The 13,453-nt window shown below is 66.3% G+C and carries 16 protein-coding genes; 11 read left to right on the top strand and 5 right to left on the bottom strand.

The window, feature by feature from the left end; all coding sequences use genetic code 11:
* The first annotated feature begins 26 nt into the window (after nt 1–26).
* The 9 genes from JOZ00_RS15575 to JOZ00_RS15535 all read left to right on the top strand — a co-directional run bounded on the left by JOZ00_RS15575 (nt 27) and on the right by JOZ00_RS15535 (nt 9,028).
* Complete coding sequence (locus JOZ00_RS15575; protein ID WP_293345046.1) at nt 27–326, top strand: hypothetical protein; 300 nt, start codon at nt 27–29, stop codon at nt 324–326.
* A 179-nt stretch (nt 327–505) separates the two neighbouring features.
* Nucleotides 506–2,035, top strand: coding sequence for an Hsp70 family protein (locus JOZ00_RS15570; protein WP_293345044.1), 1,530 nt, complete (start codon nt 506–508; stop codon nt 2,033–2,035).
* A gap of 12 nt (nt 2,036–2,047) precedes the next feature.
* Nucleotides 2,048–2,713 (top strand): nitroreductase family protein, encoded by a 666-nt coding sequence (locus JOZ00_RS15565; RefSeq protein ID WP_293345042.1) that lies wholly within the window; start codon nt 2,048–2,050, stop codon nt 2,711–2,713.
* A 35-nt stretch (nt 2,714–2,748) separates the two neighbouring features.
* Nucleotides 2,749–3,627 (top strand): polyphosphate kinase 2, encoded by an 879-nt coding sequence (gene ppk2 / locus JOZ00_RS15560; RefSeq protein WP_293345040.1) that lies wholly within the window; start codon nt 2,749–2,751, stop codon nt 3,625–3,627.
* Between the two features lie 16 nt (nt 3,628–3,643).
* Entirely contained in the window at nt 3,644–4,471 is an 828-nt protein-coding gene (locus tag JOZ00_RS15555; protein ID WP_293345038.1) for an oxidoreductase, read from the top strand.
* Nucleotides 4,472–4,602: 131 nt separating this feature from the next.
* Nucleotides 4,603–5,811 (top strand): acetyl-CoA C-acetyltransferase, encoded by a 1,209-nt coding sequence (locus JOZ00_RS15550; protein WP_293345082.1) that lies wholly within the window; start codon nt 4,603–4,605, stop codon nt 5,809–5,811.
* Nucleotides 5,808–6,590, top strand: coding sequence for an enoyl-CoA hydratase/isomerase family protein (locus tag JOZ00_RS15545; protein ID WP_293345036.1), 783 nt, complete (start codon nt 5,808–5,810; stop codon nt 6,588–6,590). The genes JOZ00_RS15550 and JOZ00_RS15545 overlap by 4 nt, the downstream gene beginning before the upstream one ends.
* Nucleotides 6,587–7,729 carry a CaiB/BaiF CoA-transferase family protein gene (locus JOZ00_RS15540; RefSeq protein WP_293345034.1) on the top strand — a complete coding sequence of 381 codons (1,143 nt, stop codon included), beginning with the start codon at nt 6,587–6,589 and terminating at the stop codon, nt 7,727–7,729. The genes JOZ00_RS15545 and JOZ00_RS15540 overlap by 4 nt, the downstream gene beginning before the upstream one ends.
* 3 nt (nt 7,730–7,732) lie before the next feature.
* On the top strand, nt 7,733–9,028 hold the full coding sequence (locus JOZ00_RS15535; RefSeq protein WP_293345032.1) for an acyl-CoA dehydrogenase family protein: 1,296 nt from the start codon (nt 7,733–7,735) through the stop codon (nt 9,026–9,028).
* Here JOZ00_RS15535 and JOZ00_RS15530 read toward each other — a convergent pair whose 3' ends face one another.
* Nucleotides 9,029–9,712 carry an MspA family porin gene (locus tag JOZ00_RS15530; protein WP_293345080.1) on the bottom strand — a complete coding sequence of 228 codons (684 nt, stop codon included), beginning with the start codon at nt 9,710–9,712 and terminating at the stop codon, nt 9,029–9,031.
* Between the two features lie 209 nt (nt 9,713–9,921).
* Here JOZ00_RS15530 and JOZ00_RS15525 point away from each other — a divergent pair, with 209 nt between their 5' ends.
* Nucleotides 9,922–10,167: a hypothetical protein gene (locus JOZ00_RS15525; protein ID WP_293345030.1), complete on the top strand. Its 246-nt coding sequence runs from the start codon at nt 9,922–9,924 to the stop codon at nt 10,165–10,167.
* A gap of 18 nt (nt 10,168–10,185) precedes the next feature.
* On the opposite strand, the gene JOZ00_RS15520 is transcribed toward JOZ00_RS15525, so the two are convergent.
* From JOZ00_RS15520 to JOZ00_RS15510, 3 genes are all read right to left on the bottom strand, one after another.
* Nucleotides 10,186–11,145 (bottom strand): phosphotransferase family protein, encoded by a 960-nt coding sequence (locus tag JOZ00_RS15520; RefSeq protein ID WP_293345028.1) that lies wholly within the window; start codon nt 11,143–11,145, stop codon nt 10,186–10,188.
* The gene (locus JOZ00_RS15515) at nt 11,146–11,946 is read right to left on the bottom strand and encodes an SDR family NAD(P)-dependent oxidoreductase (RefSeq protein ID WP_293345026.1); all 801 of its coding nucleotides are present in this window, start codon (nt 11,944–11,946) and stop codon (nt 11,146–11,148) included. It abuts the gene before it with no gap.
* A gap of 104 nt (nt 11,947–12,050) precedes the next feature.
* Complete coding sequence (locus tag JOZ00_RS15510) at nt 12,051–12,479, bottom strand: DoxX family protein (RefSeq protein WP_293345024.1); 429 nt, start codon at nt 12,477–12,479, stop codon at nt 12,051–12,053.
* Between the two features lie 109 nt (nt 12,480–12,588).
* On the opposite strand from JOZ00_RS15510, the gene JOZ00_RS15505 reads away from it, so the two are divergent.
* The gene (locus JOZ00_RS15505) at nt 12,589–12,912 is read left to right on the top strand and encodes a multidrug efflux SMR transporter (protein WP_293345022.1); all 324 of its coding nucleotides are present in this window, start codon (nt 12,589–12,591) and stop codon (nt 12,910–12,912) included.
* Here JOZ00_RS15505 and JOZ00_RS15500 read toward each other — a convergent pair.
* Nucleotides 12,884–13,453: alpha/beta hydrolase (locus tag JOZ00_RS15500; RefSeq protein ID WP_293345020.1), on the bottom strand; the 570-nt coding region annotated here is incomplete at its 5' end. The genes JOZ00_RS15505 and JOZ00_RS15500 overlap by 29 nt on opposite strands.

Below are 13,453 nucleotides of genomic sequence, written 5' to 3'. Positions count from 1 at the left end.
GCGACATCGCGAAGAAGGTGGACGAAATGGTCCTTTCACCAACGGGACTGCCGAACACAACCGATCACGTCAGCGAGCACATTCTGCGACTGCCCCCGGTTGCTGAGCAGCCAACCGAGGTGCTGATCAGCACCCAACAGGTGCTCCTGGGCACCGCGGCCGCCGTGGGCGCACGACCCCGCGGACGCGAGGGGCATCTGGCCGCAGCGATCCATCACCTCTTCGCGAACTCGCCTGACGAGTCGCACCCGCGGCCACGGTACTACCCGAGAGAGTACGGATTCATCGAGAACGCCCGCATGGCACGCGAAATGGGAAGGCTATGAACGTCGTTGTCACGCTGGCCTGCGCGCTGCTGATGGTGCTGATCGCAATGGGGACCTACAACTTGCAGTGGTACCTCGAGCGCACCGACTACGAGCGCCACTTCGAGGACTGACTGCCCTGCGCGGCACGCCGCCAAAAGATTCTGCCGAAGTTGCCGGAGCGGTCCTAAGATTGCGCGATGAGAGTCGGTATCGACTTTGGTACAACCCACACCGTCGTTGCCGCCGTCGACCGAGGCAACTATCCCGTTCTCTCCTTCGATGGACTGGATGCGTGGCCCTCACTCATCGCCGCCAACCCTGCAGGGGACGTGCGGTTCGGCGCGGACGCCGCCGCCGTCCGGCACCAGCCCGGGTGGTCGGTGCTGCGCTCGTTCAAACGTCTGCTCAACGAGGCCGGACCCCAGACCGAGGTGAAGCTGGCCGGCCGTGACTACCGGCTGGTCGATCTTCTCACCGGCTTCCTGGCCGCGCTGAGGACCGATCTGCACCGTCGCTCGAACGCCACGCTGGCACCGGGCGAGACCATCGAAGCCGCGATCAGTGTGCCCGCCAACGCGTCCAGCGCTCAGCGCCTCCTGACGCTGGATGCCTTCGTGGCGGCCGGTTTCCACGTCGTCGCGCTGCTCAACGAACCGTCCGCGGCGAGCCTCGAGTACGCCCATCGATACCGCTCCACCATCACCGCCAAGCGGGAGTACGTCCTCATCTACGACCTCGGCGGCGGCACCTTCGACGCCTCGCTGCTGAAGATGAGCGGGCACGCGAACGAGGTCGTCATCAGCGAAGGCATCCAGCGCCTCGGTGGCGACGATTTCGATGAGGCGATCAGCGAACTCGTCGCGGCCAGGTCGAACCTGAGCGGCATCGACGCCGCCGCGCGCGATCTGCTGCGCGACGAGTGCGCTTCCCGCAAGGAGGGCGTCGGACCGCAGACGCGACGCTTCCTGGTCGACCTCTCGGGCATCGACGCGGTGGACCGGGCTCCGTTCTCCTGCCACATCGACGACGTCTACTCGGTGTGCGCGCCGCTGGTCGACAAGACGACGCAGTTGCTGGATCGGGTCCTGCACGACCCGGCGCGAGGACGCAAGGACGTGGCGTGGTCGGAAGTGGCGGGCATCTACGTCGTCGGCGGGGCCGGCAGTTTCCCGCTGGTTTCCCGGATCCTGCGCACCATGTTCGGTGAGAAGCGGGTCAAACGTTCGCCGCATCCCTTCGCCGCCACGGCCATCGGGCTCGCCGTCTTCCTCGACAAGGAGTCCGGTTTCGCGTTGTCCGAACGCTTCTCGAGGAACTTCGGAGTCTTCCGGGAGGCGGAGGCCGGTGCCGACGTCGTCTTCGACCCGATCGTGTGCAAGGACGTCTCCCTTCCGCCCGACGGGCAGACCCCGTTGGTGGTACGGCGGACGTACCGGGCGGCGCACAACATCGGGCACTTCCGGTTCGTGGAGTGCAGCCGCCTCGTCAACGGCCGGCCCGACGGCGACGTCACGCCTTACGACCCGGTGCTGTTTCCCTTCGACCCCGCCCTCCACGACCGCGACGACCTCGGGCGTCAGCCGGTCGGCCGCTGGAAGGACGGGCCCGACGTGGAGGAGCGTTACGTCATCACCCCCAGCGGCGCGGTCGAGGTGACCCTGACGACGCAGCCAGCCGGATTCAAGCGCACTTTCCTGCTCGAACGGTGCGCATCCGCGGCTTCGTGAGACGGTCTAGTGATGGACCTCTACGACGTGATGCGGACGACCTTCGCGGCCCGTGATTTCACCGACGACCCTGTCCCCGACGATGTGTTGTTCCGGATCTTCGACAACGCGCGGTTCGCTCCCAGCGGTGGCAACCGGCAAGGCGCCCACATCACGGTGGTGCGCGATGCCACGGTCCGCCGCCAGCTCGCCGAGCTCGGCAAGACCGCGGCGCGCCGCTATTTCGCCCAGCTGCAGGCGGGTGAAAACCCTTGGAATTCCATCCATTCGCCGGGTATGTCGCAAGACGTCATCGAAGCGACCGAGGTTCCCGACACGTTCGTTGAACCGATCGCGAAAGCGCCGACCGTCCTGGTCTTCTCGGTGGACCTGGGCGTTGTCGCCTCGGTCGATCAGAACCTGGACCGCGTCGGTCTGGCCAGTGGCGCCTCGATTTACCCGCTGATCTGGAACATCCTGCTGGCCGCCCGCAACGAGGGTTACGGCGGCACCATCACGACGATGGCCATCGCAGTGGAGGACCAAACCCGCCGACTGCTGGGGATCCCCGACCAGCACGCCGTCGCCGCGGTGGTGCCGCTCGGTAAACCGGTGCGGCAGCTCACCAAGCTGCGCCGCCGGCCGGTCGGAGACTTCGTCACCGACGGTCGCTTCGACGGCCCGGCATTCAAAGGCTGACGGGCGCTGCGCAGGAGTCGAGTTAGCGTCGAACTATGACCGACATAGATTTGGACACTCTGTCGACTCCCGACCACGGATACACCGTCGACGACCGGGACGACGACGACCCGGTCCTGCTGGACCGCAAGGGCAATCACATCGACACGTGGCGCGAGCGGTATCCCTACGACCATCGGATGCCGCGCGACGAATACGAGCGGCTGAAGCGCAAGCTGCAGATCGAGCTCTTGAAAATGCAGAAGCACGCCAAGCGCATCGGCGCCAGGCACGTCATCGTGTTCGAGGGGCGCGACGCGGCCGGAAAGGGCGGGACGATCCAGCGCTTCATGGAGCACCTCAATCCACGCAGCGCGCGGGTGGTGGCGCTGGAAAAGCCGACGGACCAAGAGAAGACTCAGTGGTATTTCCAGCGCTACATCTCCCACTTGCCGTCCGGCGGCGAGATCGTGTTGTTCGACCGTTCCTGGTACAACCGCGCCGGCGTCGAGAAGGTGATGGGTTTTTGCACTCCGGAGCAGTACGGCGAATTCATGGACCAGGCGCCGATCTTCGAACAGATGCTGGTCGAGAACGGGATCAGCCTGACCAAGTTCTGGTTCTCGGTGTCACCGGCCGAGCAGCGCACCCGGTTCGCGATCCGGCTGGTCGATCCGGTGCGGCAGTGGAAGTTCTCGCCGATGGACATGGAGTCGGTGAGCAAGTGGGACGCATACACCGAGGCGAAGGAAAAGATGTTCGAGGCGACCGACACCGAGGATGCGCCGTGGATAGTGGTCAGAAGCAATGACAAGAAGCGCGCCCGGATCAACGCCATGCGATATCTGCTCGCCAAAGCCGATTACGACGACAAGGACCACGAGGTGGTGGGCGAACCGGATCCGTTGATCGTGGGCCGGGCCCTGACCGACTGACTTCTCAAGGAGACAGATGTCTACCTGGCTCATCACCGGATGCTCCACCGGGCTCGGCCGTGCTCTCGCCGAGGCCGTCATCGCGGCCGGCCACAACGCCGTAGTCACCGCGCGTGACGTGGCCAAGGTCGCCGATCTCGCCGAGTCCGCGCCCGAGCGAGCGCTGGCCGTGGCCCTCGACGTCACCAAACCCGCACAGGTCGTGACGGCCGTGCGGCAGGCCCAGGAGCGGTTCGGCAGCGTCGACGTGCTGGTCAACAACGCCGGCTACGGCTATCGCGCCGCGGTCGAAGAGGGCGACGACGCCGACATCCGCACGCTGTTTGAGACGCATTTCTTCGGCACGGTCGCGATGATCAAGGCCGTACTCCCCGACATGCGGGCACGTCGCAGCGGCGCGATCGTGAACATCTCCTCGATCGGCGCAACCGTGACCCCGGTGGGGTCCGGGTACTACGCGTCGGTCAAGGCCGCCATCGAAGGCATCAGCGGTGCCCTGCGCGGAGAGCTTGAGCCGCTGGGCATTTCGGTGACGATCGTCGAGCCCGGAGCGTTCCGCACTGACTTCGCCGGCCGCTCGCTCGTCCAGTCCGCCACCGTTATCGACGACTACGCGGACACCGCGGGGCGCCGCCGCAAGGAAAACGACACCATGCACGGCACCCAGGCGGGCGAGCCCGCGAAGGCGGCCGCGGCGATCATCACGGCCGTCGAATCGAGCGAGCCGCCCGCATTCCTGCTGCTGGGACCCGACGCCCTGGCCATCTACCGCCACGTCGCGAACGCGCGCGCATCTGAGGTCGACAAATGGGAAGAGCTCAGCGGCGGCACCAACTTCGAGTGAGTGCGCTCGCGAGAACAGCTTCGCCAATTTGGAGAAGGTAGTTCTCCAAACGCGAGAGACGAATTACGATTGCCGGTGATCTCTGGTCCCTGCCCGACTCATCATGATGGGAGTCCGTCATCGACGCCTGGATTCTCGATGCCGTTCGTACGCCCCGCGGGCGCGGCCGCCCCGACGGCGGACTGCACGCCGTTCACCCGCAGACCCTGTTCGCCCGTTGCCTCACCGCACTGGCCGAGCGGGCCGGTTTCGAGCCGGCAGACGTCGACGACGTCATCGCCGGCAACGGCATTCTCAGCGGGGATCACGGCGACGACATCGCGCGCCTCTCAGTTCTCCTGGCGGGCTGGCCCGAAACCGTCCCGGGGATGACGTTGAACCGATTCTGCGGATCGGGACAACAGGCCGTCACCGTGGCGGCATCGTCGATCGCCGCCGGCAGTGAGGACCTGGTGATCGCCGGCGGAGTCGAATCGATGTCCCGTTGGGATGTCACGGCCGGGGTCCCGACGATCGACGGCAACAACCCCGACTTCCGGGCGCGTTACCCGACTGTCCCGCAGGGCATTTCGGCCGACCTCATCGCGACGCTGGAGGGGTTCAGCCGCGACGACGTCGACGCCTACGCGGCGCAGAGCCAGAGCCGGGCCGCCACGGCGATCGAGGAGGCCAGGTTCGATCGCTCCCTGGTCGACGTCCCCACGCCCAACGGTCCGTTCGACCGCGACGAGCATCCCCGCCCCGGTACCTCCACCGAGACGCTGGCGCGGCTGGCGCCCGCCTTCGCCGCGATGGGCGCCGCGCGTGCCGAGGGCGAGCAGCGCACGTTCGACGAGATCTGCCTCGAGCGCTATCCCGGCATCGACCGCATCGATCACGTCCACCACGCCGGCAACTCCTCCGGAGTTGTCGACGGTGCCGCGGCCGTATTGGTCGCCTCGGCCAGCTGGATCAGCACCCAGCGGGTGACCCCGCGAGCACAGATTCGCGCCACCGCGGCGATCGGCAGCGAGCCGGTCATCATGCTCACCGCTCCCGGTCCCGCGGCCCAGCGTTGTCTGGAACGGGCAGGGATGAGCGTGCGCGACATCGATCTGTGGGAGATCAACGAAGCCTTCGCCGCGGTCCCGCTCAAGACGATTCGCGATCTCGACATCGACCCTGACGTGGTCAACGTCAACGGGGGCGCGATCGCCCTCGGCCACCCCATCGGCGCCACCGGGGCGATGCTGATCGGGACCATTCTGGACGAGCTCGAACGACGGGACCTGACAACGGGATTGGTGACCATGTGCACCGGCGGCGGGATGGGCACGGCGACCATCATCGAGCGGGTGTGAGCATGCCGAGCACGATTGCGCTCGAACGACCCCGCGACGGCGTCGCGGTCCTGCGCCTGAATCGTCCGGAGCGACTCAACGCTATCAACGAGGCCATGCAAACCGAATTGGTCGACGCCCTGGCCGATTTGACCATCGATCGCTCGGTGCATGCCGTCGTGCTGACCGGCTCCGGGCGCGGGTTCTGCGCGGGGATCGACATGCGTGATTTCGGTCCCTCGATGCTCGACGCCGAAGCGCCTGCGCTGGACCGGATGCACTTCCAAGAGCGGATGGCCGCCCTCGCCGGCGCCGTCAGTGCGTTGCCGCAGCCCGTCATCGCCGCCGTCAACGGACCCTGCGTCGGCGCCGGGTTCGCGCTGTGTCTGGCCTCCGACATCCGGATCTGTTCGGCAGCAGCATCATTCGGCAACGCGGCCATCCTGCTCGGACTCTCGGGCGCCGAGATGGGCATGAGCTATCACCTGCCGCGCATCGTGGGCACGAGCGTGGCCGCCGACTGGATGCTCACCGGGCGCACGGTGTCGGCCGCCGAAGCCGACCGACGCGGCCTGGTCAGCGAGGTCGTCGAACCGGATCGGCTGGAAGAACGCGCGCAGGAGTTGGCTTCGCTGATCGCAGGGCATTCGCCGTTGGGCGCCCAGCTGACCAAGCGCGCCTTGCAGATCAACACCGACGCCGCGAGTCTGGCATCGGCGATGGAACTGGAGAACCGCAATCAGGTGATCAGCCACGCGACCGACGACGCGGCGCGGCGCCGCCAGAAGTGGTCTTCGTGACGGGGCCCTTGCGCGGCGTCCGGATTGTCATGATGGGCGGCCTGGGCCCCGCCCCGTTCTGCGGAATGTTGTTGGGAGACTTGGGTGCCGAGGTCATCCGAGTCGACGGCCTCGCGGGAGTGGACGGCCCACAGCCCATCGACTACACCGTCCGGCGTAGCCAACGCTCGCTGGCCGCCAACGTGAAGGATCCCCGTGGCAGGGAGCTGGTGCATCGGCTGGTCGTCGACGCCGACGCCTTCGTCGACGTGTACCGGCCTGGCGTGGCCGAACGCCTGGGCATCGGCCCCGACGATTTGCGCCGGCACAACCCGCGTCTGGTCTATGCCCGGATGACCGGCTACGGGCAAGACGGACCGCTGGCCGGCCATGCCGGCCACGACATCAACTACATCGCGCTGACCGGCGCCCTGCACGGCATCGGCACCGCCGAATCACCCGTTCCACCACTGAATCTCGTCGGTGATTACGGCGGTGGCGGCATGCTGTTGGCAGTCGGCCTGCTAAGCGCCATCCTCGAGGCCCGCGAATCCGGCGCCGGACAAGTCCTCGATGTCGCGATGGTCGATGGCGCCGCAACGCTCATGGCGCCGTACTACGGAATGATTCCCGCCGGCACCTGGCGCGATCGGCGCCAGGACAACCTGCTCGACGGCGCCGCCCACTTCTACGGCGTATACGCCACCTCGGATGGCGGCCACATGGCCGTCGGCGCGATGGAGCCGAAGTTCTACACCGAACTGTGCGAGCGCCTCGGCGTCACCGTGCCCCACGATGACGCCGAACCGTCGCAGTGGGCCGCACACCGCGCGACGCTCGCCGCCCGGTTCGCCGAGAAATCCCGCGGCGAATGGGAGCAGCTGCTCGACACCGCGGGATGCTGTGCGACGCCGGTGCTTTCGCTGGCCGAGGCGCCGCACCATCCGCACAATAACGCGCGCCGGACATTCATCGACGTGGACGGCATCACACAACCCGCACCGGCGCCGCGCTTCTCGCGAACGCCGCCCGGTGCGCCGACCTCCCCAGCGCTGCCCGGCGATCAGACTCGCGCGCTGCTGGGCGAACTGGGATTGGACGCAACAGCCATCGCCGAGCTGGAAGGCGCCGGCGTGGTGGCACAGAGCAAGAAGGGGTAACAGATGTCGTGGGACTTCTCCACCGACCCGGATTGGGCACACCAACTCAAATGGGTCGAGGACTTCGTGCGCGAAGAGTGCGAACCGATCGACCTGATCATCAAGGAGTCGCACGATCTGCATGATCCCGTGCGCCAGGCGCTGATCCCGCCGTTGCAGGAGATCGTCAAGGAGCGCGGGCTCTGGGCGACCCATCTCGGGCCGCATCTGGGCGGCCCGGGCTATGGGCAGGTGAAGCTGGCGCTGCTCAACGAGATCCTGGGCCGTTCGGAATGCGCGCCGATCGTCTTCGGTTCCCAGGCTCCCGATTCGGGCAACAGCGAGATCCTCGCCCACTACGGCACGCCAGAGCTCAAGACGCGCTACCTCGAGCCGCTGCTCGACAACCGGATCGTGTCCTGCTTTTCGATGACCGAGCCGCAGGGCGGTGCGGACCCCAAGGTGTTCACCACCACCGCGGTGCCGGACGGCGATCACTGGATCATCAACGGAGAGAAGTGGTTCTCGTCGTTCGCGTCGATGGCGTCGTTCATCATCGTGATGGCGATGACGGACCCGGACGCGCCGCCGTATCAGCGCTACTCGATGTTCGTCGTCCCCGGCGACACCCCCGGCATCAACGTGCTGCGCGACGTCGGGCTCGGCTATCAGCCGGTGGGCGGTGGACGTGAGGGCTATGTCCGCTACGAAAACGTGCGCGTGCCGGCCGATCACATGTTGGGTCCGCGCGGCGGCGCCTTCGTCGTCGCACAGACTCGCCTGGGCGGCGGCCGGATTCACCACGCGATGCGGACCGTGGGGCTGGTCCGGCGGATCTACGACATGATCTGCGAGCGGGCGGTGTCGCGCTACACCCAGGGCGAGGTGCTGGCCAACAAGCAGATGGTCCAGGAGATGGTCGCCGACTCGTGGATGGAGATCGAGGCCTTTCGCCTGCTGACTTTGCAAACAGCTTGGAAGATCGACCAATTCAACGACTACAAAGCCGTGCGAGCCGACATCTCGGCGGTCAAGGCGATGATGCAGAAGGTGCTGCACGACGTGTCGGCGCGGGCGCTTCAGCTACACGGATCGCTGGGCACCACCCACGAGATGCCGTTCGTGCAGTACCTGGTGGAGTCGTTCGTGCTGGGGCTGGCCGACGGCCCCACCGAGGTGCACAAGGTGACGCTGGCCCGGCTGTTGCTGAAAGACCGTGCGCCCGCACCGGATCTGTTTCCCTCCGAACACCTGTTGCGGCTTCGCGCGGCCGCCGAGGCGAAGTTCGCCGACAAGCTGGCGGGCATCCCCCGCGGCTAGTCAGACGGTCTTGGTCACGCCGACGTAGGACAGCACCACATCGGATTCTTCGGTTGCCCGCGTCAGCACCGCATAGGACCGGATGAACGACTGGCCCACGCATCCGTCGATCTTGACGTGGAAGTTGCTGACCATGACCCAGGGGTGTGGACCCTTGAACTGTTTCTTGACGACCGGCACCACAATCACCAAGCCGGGCTTGAGTCCCACGTTGAGTATCCCCGCAATCGGGGCGACGACCAACGGGAGCACATCCCCCGGCACACCGGTCACCGGTCCGGTCACACCCGGGGTGATGCCGGCGGTACCACCAATCGTCACGCCGTCGGATGTGCTCATGTCGATTCCACAGCCGATCTCATAACCGACCTCGAGGACCCCTTGCGGTTGTTCCGGTCCTTGCAGGGTGCCGAGGAATATTCCACTGCTGAGGTATTCGCGCGACGAGGTCGCGGTGGTCAACGGGGCCACGGGTACCTGCTGTTCATTCGTGGCACCGACGCTCAGGGTCCACCCGTCGGGCGTCGCCAACGTCGCGGCGGGATTCGAGGGCAGCGCTCCGTCAACCGGCGGCGCGGCGTCCGGCGCATTGGGGACGGCGTCGGGCTCGGCACCCGCTGACGGCACGCCGATGACGGACACGACGAGGCAGACGGCAATCGCCGCGGCGCGACGTACCACCAAAGCTATCGGCCTCACGGGCAACAACGTATGTGCGGCTGGGCGCGAGGAGTGAAATTTGCTGGCCGGGCCAGCAAACTTGTTGTGCGTTTGTGACTGATACGCGATGTGGGCTAGGGATGCTGGTGAAGTCTGGTGGCACTCGCTGCTTGCCTGATCGCTTTGTTTGCCGGGGCTAAGCTTAGACCCAGCGGCTGACGGGGAGGGTGATGATGAAACCTCACCGGTGCGCTCGCGGACTACTCGCCGGGGCATTGGGCGTCATGGCATTCGGCGGCTGCACGGGGATTGCGCAGGCGGAACCGGACCCGAATCCGCCGCCGCTGCCGCCGTCAATCGATGAAGCGACGATCGACAACCCCTCAATCTTCACGAATCCGGCCGACCGCGGCCGCCCGCCGCAGAACTGGGGTGGCACCGGAATGTACTGCCAGAATCTCTGGGTGAGCTGCCAGTAGCGCACGCACCCCGTGCGCCTAGCCCACCAGTGACCGCGCCCTCGCCAGCAACCTCGGCAGGGTAACAGCCATGGCCTCCAAATCCGCAAGCGGCGAGGACCTTCGGCGATTGTGTTTGACGATCAGCGACCACGTCGCCGCCGACTTGAAGCACGCCAATGCGCTGAACCATGCCAGGTGACGGACATCGCAGCCCAACTCGTGTTGGTAGATCTCGGCGAGTTCGACGGTCGACGGCGCCATGCTGTCGGATGCCGCAACGCGCTGATAGGTGTCCGGGTCGCAGTTGATCAGGAACCAGCCCACATCGATGCGCGGGTCTCCCAAAGACCAGATCTCCCAATCGATTACCGCGTTGATGTGGGGCCCGTCGGCCATCAGATTGCCCAGCCGGAAATCGCCGTGCACCACGCTCGGCCTCATCGGCGTTGGCGCGCAACCGAGTAACGCGTCCCGGACCCCCTCCCAGTCGGGCACCAGAGCCCGGTCGACGGTCCGCAGCGTGTCGGACCATCGGTTGACCTCGCCCTCGGGATCGATGAGCGGTTCGCCGCTCAGGCCAAGTTCGGCCGGCGACAGGCTGTGCAGGGCGGCCATGGCGCGACAGGCGTTTCGGTAGCGGTCACCCAGATCGGCAGTCGCGGGAGAACTGTCGAACAGCGGCTCGACGGATTCACCAGCGATACGAGACATCACAAACAGCGGCGGCGTGTCCGGCGGGTCGCCCACGTCTTCCCATAGCACCTCCGGGACCGGAACCCGCGTCGCGGCAAGGGCTTTGATGATGCGGGCCTGACGCAGCACGTCGCGGTGCGCGATCGGCTCGACACCCGGCGGCGCGACCTTGATCACCACGGGCCGACCGTCGAGGGCGCCGTTGAAGGTGAGGCTGGACGCCCCGCCGGATAGCGGGGCGACGTCCACGACGTCGGCGGCTGCTACCCGCCGGCGCAACTGGTCGAGATCGAGCTCCGGCATTCAGCTGACGGGCTTGGCCCAGCCGACTTCGGCGAGGAAGGGCTGGGTGTGTGCGATGCGCCCGGTCAGGGTTTTCGGATCGCCGGTGCACAGCCGGAAGGCGGTCTCGGTGATCAGCGCGATGTCCTCGGTGTCGACCTTGGCCAGGTCGAGCGCGCCGGCGCCGGGTGTGGCAACGGGATTGGACGGAGCGGCGGCGTTGACGGCGATCCCGTCGTCGTACAGTTCGGCCGCAAGGCTTTTCGTCAACCGATTCAGCGCGGCCTTGGCCGTCCCGTAGATGCCGAAGCCCGCGGTCCGGTCGAATTCGGAGAACGGTGGTCCGGGCGGTAGATCGCCACCCACCGACGTCAGGTTCAGGATCCAACCGCGTCCGCGCTCACGCATCGGGGGAATCGACAACTGGCACAGGTGCAGTGGGCCGAGGACGTGCATCTCCATCATCAGCCGGGCCCGTCGCTCCGGAAAACCGTCGAGCGGCCGCAAGAAGGTCACCGCGGCGTTGTTGACCAGGATGTCGGGCGCGCCGACGGTGTCGACGACCTCGGCGAAAAGCCGCTCGCGGTCCTCGGATTGGGACAGATCCGCTTGCACCGCAATAGCCTTCCCGCCGGCGGCCACGATCTCATCCCGGGTTTGGCTCAGCGACCCCTGGTATTTGGGGTCCGGGTCCATCGTGCGCGCCGTCAACGCCACCGTCGCACCTGCCGAGGCCAGCCGCGCGGCGATCGCCTTGCCCAGGCCCCGGCTGCTGCCGGTGATGAGCGCCACCAGTCCGTCGCATCGTTGGTCTGCGGTCATCGTCGACCTCCTCGAGACTTCCCATCGCCGGAAACGGCTTCTCCGGATTAGAGAATGCCATTATCACCGGTTGAGGGAAGTATAGGCACATCCCCGAGTGACGTTTAAGCCCGCGCTCTGTGCCGCAGCGCGTCGATCGAGTAGCCGCCTCCGCCGATGAAGACGAGCAGGAAGAAGGCGAAGCAGAAGAGGATCGCCAAGGACCCGCCGTTGCCCGCCGGCGGATCGGCGACGGGCCACAGCGCCTTGGGCTGGTGGATCCAGAAGTAGGCGACCGCCATCTGCCCGGACGCGAGGAACGCCGCCGGACGCGTGAACAACCCGGCGGCGATGAGCAGTCCCGTGATGATTTCGAGCAACCCGGCATACCAGCCGGGCCAGGATCCGAACGGGACGACGACCGGCGAGGGAACGGGCCAACTGAACAGGCTTCTCGAGCCGTAGGCGGCGAAGAGTAACCCGTAGACCAACCGAAACAGGCTCAGCACGGCGGGAGCAAAGCGCGCAAGGCGTTGTTGCAAAGTGTTCGTCACCCCGTAGACGTTACGGTCGCGGTCCAGTCCAGCAACCGCCGCCACAGCCGATGCCGCCAAGCGATGTCATGTACACACATACATGTACGTCGGTACGCAAGGAGGCATCTTGACCTATCTGCTCCTCTTCGGCGCCATCTTCGCAGAGGTGATCGCGACCAGTCTGCTCAAGAGCACGGAAGGGTTCTCGCGCCTGTGGCCGACGGTGGTCTGCCTGGTGGGTTATGCCGTGTCCTTCCTGCTACTCGCGTTGTCGATCTCACGCGGGATGCAGACGGACGTCGCCTACGCGTTGTGGTCGGCGATCGGCACTGCGCTTATCGTGCTGATCGCCGTGCTGTTCCTCGGCTCCCCGATATCGGTGACCAAGGTCGTCGGTGTGGGGCTGATCATCGCCGGGGTGGTCACGTTGAATCTGGCGGGCGCGCACTGATTTCCGTGCCTGAGGCAACCGGAGAGCCCAGCAGCCCGAGGAGAGCGTCGGTCACCTCGTGGGGGCGCTCCTCCATGATGTAATGGTCGGCTCCCCGAAGCCGGATCAACTCGGCGCGCGGAATACGCTCGGCCAGTTCGCGTGCGGTGCGCAATGGGATGTAGGGGTCGCGGTCGCCCCAGATCACCGAGACCGGACACTGGATGGTCCCTAGTCCCTCGGCCAGCCACGGGACCGCCGGCACCGGATAGTGAGCGAAGAACTCCCAGTACGTGCGCCTGCCTCGTCGCGTGCTCATCCAGCCCAGGTATTCGGTTTCCAGATCGGTGTCGAAGCAGCCGATGTTTCGGTACCGGGCCAGAGCCAGGTGGTGCAGCCTGGCCAGCGGAAGATGTTGCGCGGCCACGGATACCGCCGGATGGGCGGCAATCCAGTGTTGGGCAGATGAATAGCGATAGAACCACGGGCGGAAGGTGCCATGCGCGCGGGTGTTCAAAAGAGCAAGTCGCAGCACCCGTTCGGGGTGCCGAATTGTGTAGCC

Source organism: Mycobacterium sp. (genome assembly GCF_019243155.1).
Taxonomy (GTDB): Bacteria; Actinomycetota; Actinomycetes; order Mycobacteriales; family Mycobacteriaceae; genus Mycobacterium.
This window is presented reverse-complemented; position numbering and strand designations above follow the sequence as displayed.

Coding starts and splice junctions, on each gene's coding strand:
- JOZ00_RS15570 (WP_293345044.1), top strand. CDS start 506: ATGAGAGTCGGTATCGACTTTGGTACAACCCACACCGTCGTTGCCGCC.
- JOZ00_RS15555 (WP_293345038.1), top strand. CDS start 3,644: ATGTCTACCTGGCTCATCACCGGATGCTCCACCGGGCTCGGCCGTGCT.
- JOZ00_RS15525 (WP_293345030.1), top strand. CDS start 9,922: ATGAAACCTCACCGGTGCGCTCGCGGACTACTCGCCGGGGCATTGGGC.
- ppk2 (WP_293345040.1), top strand. CDS start 2,749: ATGACCGACATAGATTTGGACACTCTGTCGACTCCCGACCACGGATAC.
- JOZ00_RS15575 (WP_293345046.1), top strand. CDS start 27: ATGGTCCTTTCACCAACGGGACTGCCGAACACAACCGATCACGTCAGC.
- JOZ00_RS15535 (WP_293345032.1), top strand. CDS start 7,733: ATGTCGTGGGACTTCTCCACCGACCCGGATTGGGCACACCAACTCAAA.
- JOZ00_RS15515 (WP_293345026.1), bottom strand. CDS start 11,946: ATGACCGCAGACCAACGATGCGACGGACTGGTGGCGCTCATCACCGGC.
- JOZ00_RS15520 (WP_293345028.1), bottom strand. CDS start 11,145: ATGCCGGAGCTCGATCTCGACCAGTTGCGCCGGCGGGTAGCAGCCGCC.
- JOZ00_RS15565 (WP_293345042.1), top strand. CDS start 2,048: ATGGACCTCTACGACGTGATGCGGACGACCTTCGCGGCCCGTGATTTC.